The sequence below is a fragment of the uncultured Ruminococcus sp. genome, assembly GCF_937915125.1.
GTDB lineage: Bacteria > Bacillota > Clostridia > Oscillospirales > Ruminococcaceae > Ruminococcus_C.
Genome location: NZ_CALDMP010000034.1, coordinates 41,091 through 55,472 on the forward strand (window position 1 = coordinate 41,091; position 14,382 = coordinate 55,472).

Sequence of the window (14,382 nt, forward strand, 5' to 3'; positions counted from 1 at the left end):
TTTTTAGAACAATCAATAATCTGATAGAATTACTTCTTTTCTGCAACTGCTTTCTTTGCCACAGTCGCAATGTTATCCGCACACAGACCGAACTCCTTAAGGAGATCCACAGCCGGGCCGGAATGACCATATTCATCGTTAACGCCGATGCGTACTACCGGAACGGGACAGCAGGAAGTTACCGCTTCTGCCACTGCACTGCCCAGACCACCGATAATGCTGTGCTCTTCCACAGTCACCAGCAGACCAGTTTCCTCAGCTGCCTTGCAGATCAGGTCAGTATCCAGAGGCTTGATGGTGTGGATATTCAACACACGTGCATGGATGCCCTCAGCCTCCAGCTGCTGCGCAGCCTGCATTGCTTCGGAAACCATAAGACCAGTTGCTACCAATGTCAGGTCACTGCCCTCACGGAGTGTCAGACCCTTGCCGATGGTGAACTTGTAAGTTGCCGGATCGTTGAAGATCGGTGCAGCCAGTCTGCCGAAACGCAGATAGACCGGACCTTCGTGCTGGATGGCAGCCTCAACAGCAGCCTTTGCCTCGACATCATCTGCCGGGTTGAGGATGGTCATGCCTGGAATGGTACGCATCAGGGCAATATCCTCGTTACACTGGTGGGTCGCACCGTCCTCACCTACGGAAATACCAGCATGGGTTGCGCCGATCTTCACATTCAGGTGGGGATACCCAATGGAATTGCGGACAATTTCAAATGCTCTGCCAGCGGCGAACATGGCAAATGTGCTGGCAAAGGGGATCTTTCCAGCAGTTGCCAGACCGGCAGCTACGCCCATCATATTGGCTTCGGCAATACCGCAGTCGAAGAAACGCTCCGGATATGCCTTCTTAAAGATGCCGGTTTTTGTAGCGGCAGCAAGGTCAGCGTCTAATACTACCAGATCCGGGTACTTTTCCGCCAGGTCACGCAATGCTTCGCCATAGCTTTCTCTTGTTGCTTTCTTCTGAACCTCTGCCATCGTTTAACCCTCCAGTTCCATCAGCTGTGCAGAAAGCTCTGCCATTGCCTGTTCATATTCTGCCTGATTCGGTGCCTTGCCGTGCCAGCCGACCTGGTTTTCCATAAAGGATACGCCCTTACCCTTGACACTCTTCTGAATGATGGCAACCGGCTTTCCAACGACAGACTCCGCCTCCTGGATTGCTGCTTCGATGGAATCAAAATCATGTGCGTCCATACGAATCACATGCCAGCCGAATGCCTCGAATTTCTCCGGAATCGGCTCCGGCGAGCAGACATCGGTGATCTTGCCGTCGATCTGCAAACCGTTGTTGTCCACAATGGCAACCAGAGAATCCAGCTGATAATGTGCTGCGAACATGGCTGCCTCCCAGACCTGTCCCTCTTCGATCTCACCGTCGCCCAGAATAGTATACACCTTATAAGCCGCATTGTCCATCTTCGCTGCCAATGCCATACCGCAGGCCGCAGAGATACCCTGCCCCAGAGAACCGCTGGACATATCCACACCTGGGATATGAATGCAGGGATGTCCCTGCAGCAGTGCGCCGATGTGACGCAGGGACTTCAGCTCTTCCTTGGGGAAAAAGCCACGCTCTGCCAGTGTGGAATACAGTGCCGGTGCGCAGTGTCCCTTGGACAACACCAGACGGTCACGGTCTGCCATATCGGGATTTTTCGGGTCAACGTGCATTTTTGCAAAATAAAGATAGGTCAGTGTGTCACAGATCGAGAGGGAGCCGCCCGGATGACCGGATTTTGCGTTGTAGGTACCCTCAACAACACCCATTCGAATGCGGCAAGCTGTTGCCTGCAGCTGTTTTTTGGTCATTTCATCCATTCTATGAACCTCCAATGATTTTGATATGGAACCTTGCGATGATGCAAAGTTATTCGGAAGATCCGCATAAAATATGATCGATCAGCTCTGCAATTGCATGTGTTTCACAGGAATTTTCAAGCTGAATATCCACAATTTCTTTCACACAGGGCTGTGCGTTGGACGGACAGGCGCTGAGATCCGCTTCCTGCAGCATTTCCAGATCGTTATCGAAATCCCCGGCTGCCACGATACGCAGCTCCGGCATAGCGCACAGTGTCCGGTATTTCCGCAGTGCACTTCCCTTTGTGGTGCCCTTGGGCAGCATTTCGTAAAAGCGTGCCTCAGACTGCACAAAATCCGCACAGTCCCAGCCCTGCGCCTGGAAAAATGCGACCAGATCGGGCATTCGTTCCGGTGCAATGGCAAAGAGTACCTTGAGCCATCCCCCTGCCGGGATTTCCTCTGGCATCATGAGGATAGGTTCCACCTGGCATATCTCCAGATGCTCCTTTTCATATACTGTCATGCGAGACACATATGTACCGTCCTCCCGGAGAATCTCCGCTGAAACATCCGGGAATGCATCCAGCACTATCCGTGTGATCTGAACTGCATCCGGCGGCAATGTCACTGTATCCAGCATGTTCCCGGATACCGGGTCGTATATCGCCGCACCGTTGAAGAGAATGACCGGCATATCCGGCTGCAGCTTCTGCAAATACCGCTGTGACGCCTGCAATGTCCGTCCTGTGGCAATGGCAAATCTGCCGCCTTTCTGCCGGAATTCCGTAATGGATGCAAGATCTGCCGGGGTGATTTCCTTACTGGCAGGCAACAGTGTTCCGTCCAGATCTGTCAGCAGCAGAGTGTTCTCCAGTGTTTCCATAGGCACGCTCCTTTTCAGGATTTCAATTTCCGAAGTACTTTTTCAAAATAGTCCGGCAAGGGACATTCGAATTCCAGATATGCGCCGGTAGTCGGATGGAGAAATCCGATCTTTGCGGCGTGGAGACACTGCCCCTCGATGCCGGGAAACGCCTTTCCATAGACATCATCCCCCAGAACCGGATGCCCCATATATGCCAGATGTACACGTATCTGGTGGGTACGTCCCGTCTCCAGCCGCAGCCGCAGATGGGTGGCACGCTGATATTCTGTCAATACTTCATAATGTGTCACAGCCGGCTTGGAATTCTTCTCGGTCACGCACATTTTTTTCCGGTCAACTGGATGGCGTCCGATAGGCGCCGAAATCGTTCCCGCAGGCTCCCGGAAATGTCCCATTGCCACTGCCTGGTATTCCCGTGTAAAGGTATGCGCCTGAATCTGCTCTGACAATGCCTGATGGGCAATATCGTTTTTTGCCACCATGAGCAAGCCGCTGGTGAAGCGGTCGATACGGTGCACGATACCCGGTCGAATCACGCCGTTGATGCCGGAAAGCCGGTCGCCGCAGTGATAGAGCAAGGCGTGCACCAATGTTCCCGTGGCATGTCCCGGTGCAGGATGCACCACCATACCCTTGGGCTTATTCACCACCAGCACATCATCATCTTCGTAGACAATATCCAGGGGAATATTTTCTGGCTCCAGGGAAAGCGGTTCCGGTTCGGGCAGCACGATCTCCACCACATCACCGCTGCGCTGGCGGTAATTCTTCGGTACAGGCTTTCCGTTTACGGTAATATGCCCTTGCTCCATGCGGGATTGCAGCAGAGAACGTGTCAGGGAAACTGACTCCTGGGCAGCCAGCCATTTGTCCAGCCGTTCCCCTGCCATTTCCGGCGGGATTTGCAGGGTCATCTTCTCAGGCATCCTCCGACTCCTTTTCGACAGTCCCGGAAACAGTGCCCTCTTTCCCCTGCTTTTCCAGCTTCGGGTCGATCAGGAAGAAGTACAGGGCAAAGAGAATCACGCCGATGACAACGCAGCAGTCTGCGAAGTTGAAAACAGCAAAGTGAAACAGCTTGACGTCCAGATAATCCACCACAAGTCCGCCCCGGAAGATCCGGTCAATGAGATTTCCGATGCCGCCGCCGATGATCAATGTCAGGCTTGCCGTCAGGAGCTTCGACTGCTTTCCCCGATGAATGAGCCAGTAGATACAAACCCCCATCAGGGCAGACGTCAACACAATGAGCAGCCAGCGCATTCCCGAAAAGCTGCTGAACACGGCGCCGTCATTTTCCAGATAGCGCAGTCCCAGAATCTCCGTGTCACCGAAATGCAGAAACTGCATCTCTCCCACAGGCTTCAATTCCAGGATTGCCCAGTATTTTATCAGCTGATCAATGACAGTCAGCAAAATAATTCCAATCAATGCAACGATCAGCACAAATGATTCCTTTCCCGTCAGGACTCCGATACAACCGAAGCGCAGCGTGCGCAAAGGGTCGGATGTGCGGCATTTTTGCCCACACTGTCCAGATACATCCAGCAGCGCTCGCACTTTTCTCCGGATGCACGTTCTACTGTATAAGCTGTCTCACCGGCATCTGCCTTAACTACGCTGACAGAAGAAACAATCAGCACCTTGGCAAGCACATCGGCTGCCTCAGACAGAATTGCATACTGGGCATCATCTGCAACGGAAATGGTCACAGCTGCTTCCAGAGACTTGCCGATGAGCTTTTCGTTACGCTTTTCCTCCAGCACCTTGTTGACTTCCATACGGGTCTGGTAGATCAGCTCCCACTTTGCCAGGAATGCTGCATCCTCAGTGATACCGCTTGCCTTGGGCATTTCGTTCAGGAATACGCTCTTGGCATCATCCTCCGCAGAATGGGGCAGATAGGACCAGATCTCCTCTGCCGTAAAGGAGAGGATGGGTGCGATCAGACGTGTGATGGCACTCAGGATACGGTACATGGCAGTCTGTGCCGCACGGCGTTCTACAGAATGCTCTGCCTCGCAGTACAGGCGATCCTTGATGATATCCAGATAGAAGTTGGACAGGTCTGTGGTGCAGTAATTATGAATGGCGTGGAATACCACATGGAAATCAAAGGATTCATAGCCCTCATGCACCTTTTCAATAACACTGTCCAGACGCATCAGTGCCCAGCGATCCAGTTCCAGCAGCTGGTCATCGGATACGCTGTCACGATCCGGGTGGAAGCCGTCACCGTTGCCCAGGTTACCCAGGATATAACGGGCAGTATTGCGGATCTTCTTGTATGCATCCGACAGCTGTCCCAGAATCTCCTTGGAGATACGGATGTCGGAGTGATAATCAGAGGAAGCCACCCACAGACGCAGGATATCTGCGCCGTACTGCTTCACGATCTCATCGGGCATAATGCCGTTGCCCAGAGACTTGGACATCTTTCTGCCCTCGCCGTCAACTACCCAACCGTGGGTGCAGACAGCCTTATAGGGTGCCGTGCCCTTATATACCACAGAAGTCAGCAGAGAGGACTGGAACCAGCCGCGATACTGGTCAGCGCCTTCCAGATACAGGTCAGCCGGCCACTGCAGGCAGTCGTACTGTTCCATAACAGCCGAGTGGGAAACACCGCTGTCGAACCATACGTCCATGATATCGAATTCCTTGGTGAACTCCTTGCAGCCGCATTCGCACTGTACTTCCGGAGACAGGAATTCCGACAGTTCCTTTGTCCACCATGCGTCAGCGCCTTCCTTCCGGAACAGGTTCGCAATGTCACGGATGGTAGTATCGTTGACGATGGGCTTCTTGCAGTCCTTACAGTAAATAATCGGAATCGGTACGCCCCAGGTACGCTGACGGGAAATACACCAGTCACTGCGGTCACGTACCATTCCCTTGATACGATCCTCGCCCCATTCCGGAATCCAGCGGACGTTTTCGATTGCCTGGATGGCTTCATCCTTAAAGCCGTTTACGGAGCAGAACCACTGTTCCGTTGCACGGTAAATAATGGGCTGGTGGCAGCGCCAGCAGTGGGGATACTGGTGGACGATCTTTTCCGTTGCCAGCATTGCGCCCAGCTCAGTCAGCTTCGCTGCAATCGCCTTGTTGGCTTCGTCCGTATCCATTCCCGCAAATTCGCCGGCTTCTTCCGTCTGACGTCCCTTGTCGTCTACGCAGACGAGAATGCCGATGTCGTCGTAATTCTTGCAGACCTCAAAGTCCTCTACGCCGTAGCCCGGTGCGGTGTGTACGCAGCCAGTACCGCTTTCCAGCGTAACATGGTCGCCTACGATCACCGGAGAAAGACGGTCGTACAGCGGATGCTTTGTCTTGATATGCTCCAGCTCACTGCCCAGGAATGTGCCTACCATCTCGTATTCGGTGATACCAGCTGCCTTCATGGTAGCAGAAACCAGTTCTGTTGCCATGCAGTAGTATTCCTCACCCACCTTCACCAGTGTATACTCATAGGACGGGCCAACGCAGATCGCCAGGTTACCCGGAATCGTCCATGTGGTGGTTGTCCAGATGACGAAATATACCTGTTCCTTGGCGATACCCAGATTCGTGAACAGACCCTTGTCGTCTGTCACCTGGAATTTCACATAGATGGAGTAGCAGGGATCGTTCTCATACTCGATCTCCGCCTCTGCCAGAGCGGTATTGCAGTCCGGGCACCAGTAAACGGGCTTCAGCCCCTTGTACATGTAGCCGCGCTTTGCCATTTCGCCGAATACTTCCACCTGACGTGCTTCATACTCCGGCTTCAGGGTAAGATACGGATCGCAGTAATGTCCCAGACTGCCCAGCCGCTTGAACTGTGCCATCTGATTCTTGACATGGGTCATGGCAAAATCCTTGCAGTGCTTGCGCAGCTCAACCGGTGAAATCGAACCATTTTCCACGCCGATGGACTTCATGGCTTTCAGCTCGATAGGCAGACCGTGTGTATCCCAGCCCGGCACATAGGGTGCGCAGAAGCCGCTCATATTCTTATACTTGATAATGAAATCCTTAAGCGTCTTGTTGAGCGCCGTACCCAGGTGGATCTCACCGTTGGCATAAGGCGGACCGTCATGGAGAATATAGCGGGGTTTTCCCTCGTTCTTGGCGATCATTGCCTCATACAGGTTCTCGTCCTCCCATTTCTGCAAGGTATCCGGTTCCCGTTTCGGCAGATTTCCACGCATGGGAAAATCTGTTTTCGGCAAATTGATGGTAGTATTATAATCCTGTGACATAGCTTGATCCGGCTTTTCCCCGCAGGCAAAAAGCCGCTCCTTTCCCTGAAATTAGTCTTTGTCCTGCAGATCTCCGAACCGGGAGTCATATGCGCCCTGGATGGTCTTTGCAGAAAACTGTGCAGAAGCAAACGGATCCGATGCAGACGGTGCTGACAGATCTTCCTCCGGGATCTTCGGTGCTTCTGCCTCTTCTGACACGCCGAAGGTATCGTCATCCTCTTCCGGCATTGCAGAGAGCATATTCAGATGCTCCTTATACATATCGAAGAGTGCCTTTTTAAAGTCAGCAACCTGCTTCTTGGCAGCAGCCAGTTTCTTGTGCGCCTCTTCAATTTCCGCTTCGTTCTTTTCGATGAGTGCGTCATGCTGTACGGTCACTTCATCCATCATTGCGTCTGCCTTTTCCTTTGCCTTTGCAATGATCTCCTCTGCCTGTGCATTTGCATCGGCAATGATCCGGTGACCTTCCTTCTGTGCACCGAGCAGCGCATCCTTCAGCGCATCCTCGTCACGCATGTATTCCCGCACCTTATCCGCCAGGACCTGAATCTTATTATTGCTGTCCTCCAGCTCCCGCTGTGCGATCTCGACTTCTTCCTCCAGTTTGTTCAGGAATTCGTCGATATCCTCCTGCTTATATCCAAAAGCAGCCTTTTCGAACCGAAGTTCATGGATTTCACTTGCGCTAATCATAAGGTATCTCCTCTCACTGATATTTTTGTATCGTTATATGATATCTCCCCTTCCGGGTGGTGCCGTCCACGGATTCCAGCAGGAATTTGCCGTATCCCCGGACAGAAAACACATCCCCGATCTGCATGGATGCAGAAGGAGTCTCAATCGCTGTATGACGGCAGGTCAGCTTTCCCTGTCGGATGAGCTGCACTGCCTTCTCCCGGCTCAGGCGTGTGACAAAAGCCACCACCGCATCTGCACGCAGCGATGCCACTGTCCCATTCAGGGTCAGAAACGCCGTATTCGCCGACAAACAGACCGGTGCATCTACCGCTACGCTGACGCCGATTTTTCCCACTTGATGCACCTCCTGCACAATGACAGGGGCGACATGGGCACACACAAACGCCTGGGTCATGCGGGCGTCGATGAGGATATCCCCCACCATATCCCGTTCCAGGTCGCACGCCATAAAAGCACCCAGAAAGTCACGATGCTCCGGCGGTTTTGCTGCCCGGTAGGAAAAGGTCAGACATTGTATGGGAAATTGTTCCCGTGTCACCGGGATCCACTCCGGCGTAAAGCAGAGCATGACACGCCGGGCGTGTTCCACACCGCCCCACATGGTGCATGTGACGCCGGCGGCATGGGCAATGGCTTCTGCCATGACGCCGTCCTCCTGAGGCACAAAGTCCGTGAAGTAGGGACGGCTGTCCCGGTCACAGCGTGCCGCCAGGTCGCTCCAGTGGGCTTTCATGAGCTGTACAGGGTCAGAGCCTTTGCGATCTGACATACCCATACTTGTCCGGGGAATTAAACCAGACCGCTGTCCTGAAGCTCGCCCACGATGCTGTCGCCGTCAAAGCCGACGTTCTGGGGAATGATCAGGAATGTCTGATTGGCAATGGGCTTGATTCTGCCGTGCATGGAATATGCTGCGCCCACAACAAAGTCGATGATCCGGCGCTTTTCGTCATCATTGATAGCCTCCAGGTTCAGGACGACTGTCTTATTCTGCATCAGATAATCAGCCACCTTCTTGGAATCGGAGGTGTATGCAGTTGCCTTTACCAGTACCACCTGGAACTGTGCTGTTGCCTTGATGGTAGCATAGCGCTCGTTTCTGCGCTCACGTCCCTCGTCATAGGACGGTGTCGGTCTGGAATAGCCTGCGGATGCAGACGAAGCAGCAGAAGCCGCACCTGCGGAAGACTCCTCCTCCGGTGCAGTGATATTGGGGGTCTCCGGTTCGTTCTCATCTGCCGGCATAAAAAAATCTTTCAGACTGTCTAATACGTTCATAATACTCTCCATTCTCCGCACAACTTGATATTACAGACAGCACCGTGGAGCGTGCGGTTACGATGTGTCCCTTTCATCTCACACATTAGGATGGCGGATGTCATTTACTGATATTTTCTCGCCCCGAACAAGGCAGAGCCTATGCGGACGAGGGTAGAACCATAACGAATGGCGGCGGCATAATCCCCCGACATTCCCATGGACAAGATGTCCATATCTATATTATCCATTTTTTTGGATGAAATGTCAAGATAAAGTTGCTGCATTTGGCAAAGAAATTTTTCATTTTCCCCTGCCGGCGGGATGGTCATGAGCCCTCGTACATGTACATAGGACAATTGTCCTATCTCCGACAACAAATCTTCCAGCTGTTCCGGTGAAACGCCGCTTTTGGATTCTTCTCCGCCCACGTTCACCTCAATGAGGATATCCTGTACCTTGCCCACACGTGCCGCATGGCGGTCGATTTCCGCAGCAAGGCGGAGGCTGTCTACGGAATGGATCAGCGTCATATCCTCGATAATATATTTCACCTTATTGGTCTGGAGATGCCCGATGAAGTGCACCTCTGCTTCCGGCAGGTAAAATTCTTTTTTGGACAAAAATTCCTGGACACGGTTTTCACCCAGTGTCCGGATGCCACAGCCGATGGCATGATTCACTGCCTCAGGTGCAACGGTTTTTGTGACTGCCATGAGGGTGATCTCCTCAGAGGGCTTGCGGTATTTCGCCTTTGCCTCTTCTATCTCATAGGTGATCCGCCGGTAATTTTCGTCGATATATCCGAAGTTAGTTTCCATTTGCATCAATCCCTTCCACAATGATAGAATCATAGAGCATCAGATAGCCGTCTCCGGCATTCATATCCGAAAGCACGTAATCCTTGCCCTCATAGATCACATCCAGGCGGCGGAACTCAATTTTCTCTCCGTCCTGCACATAGACGCCCCGGCTGTTCACCATCTGGGTGGTCTCCTCGCCAGTCTCTTCGTCTGTGACGGTTTCTTCCACATCCTTGAAGCGGATGGCATCCCGGGGCACCTTGATGCCCTCATATTCTCCCAGGATCATCTCCACATTTTCCGTGCGGTTCTGGACAAAATCCGAGGTCATGGTGTCGCAGTACAGGACAACCATCACTTTGCCGTCCTCGTCTGTGCTGCGCAGTTCCTGGATCGTTGCCTTTGCCTTGGCAGAAGAGGTCAGCAGCTTCAGCGTAACGGTATCCCCTACCTTGTACTTCTGTTCCTTGTTGTCGATAAGTCCGACCATGTACCAGCCGTACTGGGCGATGGATTTTCCGATGACGCCATTGTTCTGCGCCGTTTTTGTATCACCGCTGTTTTTTTCTTCCTGGGTGATCTTCTTGATCTGTTCCGGCGTAATATCAGAAAGTTTCTCAACAGTCAGAGACGACTCCAATCCGTCTGTATAGCTGACGAAGTAGGAAGAATTCTCTGACGTGACAGTCCCCACGGACTGCGTCTGGGCACTTTCCAGGGATTGTATCTGTGCGCTGAGATCGCTGATCTGCTGGGCAAAGGAAACCTCACCCTGACTAACGACGATCTGATAGGTGCTGTATGCCTCCACGAGCTTCTGTTCGGCGGAAGCCATGGCGCTGATATCCGACCGATCCCGATTCTGCACGATCTCCTTATAATACTGGGAAATCTGCCGGGACAGATCAGCAGGCTGAGCTTCCGCCAACGTACCGGGATTGGAGATGCGCTCCAGAACATCCAGCTTTTCCTGCAATGCTGCGATCTGCTGTTTCTGTTCAATGGATCCTTCGTCCGGATAGATCTCCGCAATGACATCGCCCACTGCCACCTTTCCGCCGTCAGGCACCTGATAGCTGACTGCACCGGTACCGCTGTAGGTGAGCACAGTTTCATCCCGGACATAGACGCCCTCAAAGATCTTGGATTCATCCGCAGTCGCCCGGATTGCCGTTTCGGTCTCATAGCTGGTATCCACGAAGTGATAGAAGATCGTACCAATGGTCACAAGGACGGAGGCAGAGAGCAGCACCAGCAAAACGTTATTCATTTTATTGCTGGAGTTCATAGCAGCATTACCTCACAAAATCAAAATTCTTTTTCCTCAGCATCCAGAATGGAAATGGGATGTGCCGGGATGATAGTAGAAATGGCGTGCTTGTACACCAGATTCTGTTTGCCGTCACATTCGAGAATCACAATATAGCTGTCGAATCCCTTGACAGTTCCCTTGAACTGATATCCGTTTGTCAGAAAGATCGTGACGCCGATCCGTTCTTTTCTTGCCTGATTCAGGAACACATCCTGAAGATTCAAAAGTTTATTCATTGCTGAGATCTCCTTTTTTATCAAACATATGCTTTCTCTCTCTGTTTCAACGAAAGCTCACTCTATATTATAGCACATTAAATCGGACTTGGCTATAATTTTTTGACATTTTTCCAGAATTTCTTGTTTCTTGTCAAATTTGTCGATAATTATCCACTGAATTGCACTATTTTTACGAAACCATGTCAACTGCCGTTTGGCGTATCTTCGGGTTTCCTGTTTGATTTTGTCGATACATTCATCAAGGGACATGGTTTTTTCGAAATATGGTATCAATTCCTTATAGCCGATGGCGTGATACGCCGTGCGAAGTGCCTCGTTCTGGTAGACGGCATACGCCTCTTCCACCAGTCCGTTCTGCACCATCTGATCCACCCGTGCATTGATCCGTTCGTACAGCAATCCACGATCTGAAAAGGTAAGTCCGATCTGCAAAGCATGATAGGGACTTGGCAGGCAATGGCTCTCTGCCTTGCATTCCGTAAAGGTCTTTCCCGTGGTCATGCACACTTCCAGAGCACGCACCACCCGCACCAGATTGTTAGGATGTATCTCCGCCGCTGCCTGAGGGTCAAGCTGCGCCAGACGTGCGTGAAGTGCTTCGTTTCCCTGGGCGGATGCATACGCCAGAAGTTCCTGCCGCAGTGCCGGATCCTGTTTCGTAGGGGCAAGCTGGACATTGGACAGCAGCGAGGAGACATAAAGTCCCGTACCGCCCACAATGACAGGCAAATGCTTTCGCCCGTGTATCTCTTCGATGAGGGGCTTTGCCAGTGCCAGATAATCTGCCACGCTGAATGCGGCATCCATGGGCACGCACCCGATCAGATGATGGGGTATCCCCTGCTGTTCCTCCGGCGTCGGCTTTGCAGTGGCAATATCCAGCCCCGCATAGATCTGCATGGAATCCGCAGAGACCACCTCTCCGCCGTACAGCTGGGACAGCATGACGCCAAGGGCTGTTTTCCCGGATGCCGTAGGTCCTACCACAGCCAGTACTGGTATTTTTTCCGATTCTGTCATGGATCACGTCCTCCGGAATTGCTTTTCCAAGTCGTATTTTCGAATGACGAACATCACCGGTCTGCCGTGGGGACAGTGGCGGATCTCCTCGTTTTCCCAGACCTCTTGCGCCAACTTCTGCAATTCCCGGATATCCGTATGATCGCCGGAACGGATCGCCGATTTGCAGGCGATGGAGTGGAGCATATCGTGGAAAGTATGCACCTGGGGATCTGCCTTGCCCAGCGCCAGATTATGGGCAATTTCCGCAATGACCTCATCCAGGTTCAGTTCCAGCACAAAGGACGGCACCGCTGTGGTGATCAGCTGGGGCGGTGTACTGCAATCAAAGGAAAAGCCCATTTCCGCCAGCCGAGGGAGATTTTCCTGCACTGCAGAGAATTCCTGCATGGACAAAAGGGTCTCTGTGGGACGAAGCAGCATCTGGCTGGTCTGCTTTGTTGCACCGGAACGCAGGCGCTCGAAAATCACCCGTTCGTGGGCTGCATGCTTATCGAAGATCAGCAGCTTTTCCTCGTTCTCCGCCTCTGCCAGAATATAGTTCTGGAAGATCTCTCCCAAGACACGGATCCTGCTGTGTTTTTTCTCCGGCGACGGAAGCTGTTCCGGCTGCGGCTGTATCTGCGGAACAGGCTTCGGCTTTGCCGCAAAGGCACGGCTGTCCAGGAACGCATAGCCTTCCACAGAAACCGGGGTCTCTTCCGGCGGTATTGCATCCTCTTCCGGCGCATCCGGCAGCGCTTTCTCCGGTACAATTTCCGGCAGCACTCTCGTTCCCTGCGGAATTGTGACAGCAGTCCTGGCTGCCGTCAGCGGAGAAGCCTTATTGTTTTGCACGGGTTCCGGATGGCGTATCTCCGGCGGCAGGAACACCTCCGGTTCTTCCTCAGGTTTTGGCGGTGACGGCAGTGCCGGCTGGATGAATTCCTGCTGAGGTTCCGTGGGCGCTGTCCAGTCCTTCTGGGGCACACGCTCCATCTGGAAATCGTAGATCAAACCGTTTTGCATGAGGGCATTTTTCACCGCAAAAAACAGGCTGTCCATAACGGCTTTTTCGTTGGAGAACCGTACCTCTGCCTTTGCCGGATGAATATTCACATCCACCTGCGCCGGCGGTACCTGGAGCATCAGCACGCAGGTGGGGAACTTCCCTACCATAATGAGATTCTGATAGGCATTTTCCAGTGCAACGCTGCACTGCTTCGAGCGGACGTATCTGCCGTTGACGAAGAAGTTCTGGAACGTCCGGTTGGAACGGGAATACAAGGGTTTTCCCACGAAACCCCGGACAGTATTCATGCCGTCCGCATAGTCCACCGGGATCATGTCATGGGCAAATTCCTTGCCGCAGATGGCATAAATGGCGGCATAGAGATCGCCACTTCCGTCGGTACGGAATTCCGCCCGATTGTCCCGGATCATCCGGAAGGCGATGTCCGGATGGGACAGCGCGATCTTCTGGACGATCTGGCTGACGGCGTTGGCTTCGGCAACATCCCGTTTCATGAATTTCTGGCGTACCGGCACATTGAAGAACAAGTCCCGGATCAGCAGTGTAGTACCATCGGGACAGCCTGTCTGTTCCGGTTCTCCGGCAACACCGCCCTCGATGGTATAGCTGGTGCCATATTCATCCTCTTTCCGTTTGGTCAGCACCGTGACCTTTGCCACTGCCGCAATGGACGCCAATGCCTCACCCCGGAATCCCAGGGTGAAGATCTGGTCGAGATCCTCTTTTTCCGTGATCTTACTGGTGGCATGGCGGAGAAATGCTGTGGGTACTTCCGACGGTGCCATGCCGCAGCCGTCATCCACAATACGCATATAGGTCGTACCACCGTTTTTGATCTCCACGGTAATATGCTTCGCCCCGGCGTCAATGGCATTTTCCACCACTTCCTTGATGACGGATGCCGGACGCTCAATGACCTCACCGGCAGCGATCAACTCCGAGATCTCTTTCCGCAGCACTGTAATATGCGGCATGACAACACCTTCTTTCCTGGGATATAAATTAAGAGTTAGGAATGATGGTATCTCCTGCGGAGATATATTATGGGCATCTCTAAAAACCCCGAATCCGTCAGATGTGGTGCAGATTTGCGACAGAT

At 52.7% G+C, this 14,382-nt stretch carries 14 protein-coding genes; all 14 read right to left on the reverse strand.

From position 1 onward, the window contains the following. Positions 1 to 29: 29 nt before the first annotated feature. The 14 genes from Q0418_RS03975 to mutL all read right to left on the reverse strand — a co-directional run bounded on the left by Q0418_RS03975 (position 30) and on the right by mutL (position 14,257). Positions 30 to 980, reverse strand: a complete 951-nt coding sequence (locus tag Q0418_RS03975) for a transketolase family protein (protein ID WP_298482458.1) — start codon at positions 978 to 980, stop codon at positions 30 to 32. A 3-nt stretch (positions 981 to 983) separates the two neighbouring features. Then, complete coding sequence (locus Q0418_RS03980; protein ID WP_298482460.1) at positions 984 to 1,823, reverse strand: transketolase; 840 nt, start codon at positions 1,821 to 1,823, stop codon at positions 984 to 986. A 49-nt stretch (positions 1,824 to 1,872) separates the two neighbouring features. Further along, the gene (locus tag Q0418_RS03985) at positions 1,873 to 2,691 is read right to left on the reverse strand and encodes an HAD family hydrolase (RefSeq protein WP_298482462.1); all 819 of its coding nucleotides are present in this window, start codon (positions 2,689 to 2,691) and stop codon (positions 1,873 to 1,875) included. A gap of 14 nt (positions 2,692 to 2,705) precedes the next feature. Then, positions 2,706 to 3,620 carry an RluA family pseudouridine synthase gene (locus tag Q0418_RS03990; protein ID WP_298482463.1) on the reverse strand — a complete coding sequence of 305 codons (915 nt, stop codon included), beginning with the start codon at positions 3,618 to 3,620 and terminating at the stop codon, positions 2,706 to 2,708. Continuing rightward, complete coding sequence (gene lspA, locus Q0418_RS03995; RefSeq protein WP_298482465.1) at positions 3,613 to 4,140, reverse strand: signal peptidase II; 528 nt, start codon at positions 4,138 to 4,140, stop codon at positions 3,613 to 3,615. Before lspA ends, Q0418_RS03990 begins: the two co-directional genes overlap by 8 nt. 17 nt (positions 4,141 to 4,157) lie before the next feature. Beyond that, positions 4,158 to 6,938, reverse strand: coding sequence for an isoleucine--tRNA ligase (ileS, locus tag Q0418_RS04000; RefSeq protein WP_298482467.1), 2,781 nt, complete (start codon positions 6,936 to 6,938; stop codon positions 4,158 to 4,160). 51 nt (positions 6,939 to 6,989) lie between these two features. Further along, positions 6,990 to 7,634 carry a DivIVA domain-containing protein gene (locus tag Q0418_RS04005; RefSeq protein WP_298482469.1) on the reverse strand — a complete coding sequence of 215 codons (645 nt, stop codon included), beginning with the start codon at positions 7,632 to 7,634 and terminating at the stop codon, positions 6,990 to 6,992. Between the two features lie 13 nt (positions 7,635 to 7,647). Beyond that, a complete protein-coding gene (locus tag Q0418_RS04010; RefSeq protein WP_298482471.1) occupies positions 7,648 to 8,409 on the reverse strand; it encodes an RNA-binding protein in 762 nt (253 codons plus the stop codon). Positions 8,410 to 8,429: 20 nt separating this feature from the next. Next, positions 8,430 to 8,918 (reverse strand): cell division protein SepF, encoded by a 489-nt coding sequence (locus Q0418_RS04015; protein ID WP_298482473.1) that lies wholly within the window; start codon positions 8,916 to 8,918, stop codon positions 8,430 to 8,432. 104 nt (positions 8,919 to 9,022) lie between these two features. After that, a complete protein-coding gene (locus tag Q0418_RS04020; RefSeq protein ID WP_317336639.1) occupies positions 9,023 to 9,724 on the reverse strand; it encodes a YggS family pyridoxal phosphate-dependent enzyme in 702 nt (233 codons plus the stop codon). Continuing rightward, positions 9,708 to 10,988, reverse strand: coding sequence for an HlyD family efflux transporter periplasmic adaptor subunit (locus Q0418_RS04025; RefSeq protein WP_298482475.1), 1,281 nt, complete (start codon positions 10,986 to 10,988; stop codon positions 9,708 to 9,710). The genes Q0418_RS04020 and Q0418_RS04025 overlap by 17 nt, the downstream gene beginning before the upstream one ends. A gap of 20 nt (positions 10,989 to 11,008) precedes the next feature. Then, on the reverse strand, positions 11,009 to 11,248 hold the full coding sequence (gene hfq, locus Q0418_RS04030; protein ID WP_298482476.1) for an RNA chaperone Hfq: 240 nt from the start codon (positions 11,246 to 11,248) through the stop codon (positions 11,009 to 11,011). Positions 11,249 to 11,305: 57 nt separating this feature from the next. Next, positions 11,306 to 12,271: a tRNA (adenosine(37)-N6)-dimethylallyltransferase MiaA gene (gene miaA / locus Q0418_RS04035; protein WP_298482478.1), complete on the reverse strand. Its 966-nt coding sequence runs from the start codon at positions 12,269 to 12,271 to the stop codon at positions 11,306 to 11,308. A 3-nt stretch (positions 12,272 to 12,274) separates the two neighbouring features. Further along, positions 12,275 to 14,257: a DNA mismatch repair endonuclease MutL gene (gene mutL / locus Q0418_RS04040; protein WP_298482480.1), complete on the reverse strand. Its 1,983-nt coding sequence runs from the start codon at positions 14,255 to 14,257 to the stop codon at positions 12,275 to 12,277. Positions 14,258 to 14,382 lie beyond the last annotated feature (125 nt).

What these genes read in the sequence shown, in the direction of transcription:
- Q0418_RS03980 (WP_298482460.1), bottom strand. Translation starts at nt 1,823, where the DNA reads ATGGATGAAATGACCAAAAAACAGCTGCAGGCAACAGCTTGCCGCATT.
- ileS (WP_298482467.1), bottom strand. Translation starts at nt 6,938, where the DNA reads ATGTCACAGGATTATAATACTACCATCAATTTGCCGAAAACAGATTTT.
- Q0418_RS04005 (WP_298482469.1), bottom strand. Translation starts at nt 7,634, where the DNA reads ATGATTAGCGCAAGTGAAATCCATGAACTTCGGTTCGAAAAGGCTGCT.
- miaA (WP_298482478.1), bottom strand. Translation starts at nt 12,271, where the DNA reads ATGACAGAATCGGAAAAAATACCAGTACTGGCTGTGGTAGGACCTACG.
- mutL (WP_298482480.1), bottom strand. Translation starts at nt 14,257, where the DNA reads ATGCCGCATATTACAGTGCTGCGGAAAGAGATCTCGGAGTTGATCGCT.
- Q0418_RS04010 (WP_298482471.1), bottom strand. Translation starts at nt 8,409, where the DNA reads ATGTCAGATCGCAAAGGCTCTGACCCTGTACAGCTCATGAAAGCCCAC.
- Q0418_RS03975 (WP_298482458.1), bottom strand. Translation starts at nt 980, where the DNA reads ATGGCAGAGGTTCAGAAGAAAGCAACAAGAGAAAGCTATGGCGAAGCA.
- Q0418_RS04015 (WP_298482473.1), bottom strand. Translation starts at nt 8,918, where the DNA reads ATGAACGTATTAGACAGTCTGAAAGATTTTTTTATGCCGGCAGATGAG.
- Q0418_RS03990 (WP_298482463.1), bottom strand. Translation starts at nt 3,620, where the DNA reads ATGCCTGAGAAGATGACCCTGCAAATCCCGCCGGAAATGGCAGGGGAA.
- Q0418_RS04020 (WP_317336639.1), bottom strand. Translation starts at nt 9,724, where the DNA reads ATGCAAATGGAAACTAACTTCGGATATATCGACGAAAATTACCGGCGG.
- hfq (WP_298482476.1), bottom strand. Translation starts at nt 11,248, where the DNA reads ATGAATAAACTTTTGAATCTTCAGGATGTGTTCCTGAATCAGGCAAGA.
- Q0418_RS03985 (WP_298482462.1), bottom strand. Translation starts at nt 2,691, where the DNA reads ATGGAAACACTGGAGAACACTCTGCTGCTGACAGATCTGGACGGAACA.
- Q0418_RS04025 (WP_298482475.1), bottom strand. Translation starts at nt 10,988, where the DNA reads ATGAACTCCAGCAATAAAATGAATAACGTTTTGCTGGTGCTGCTCTCT.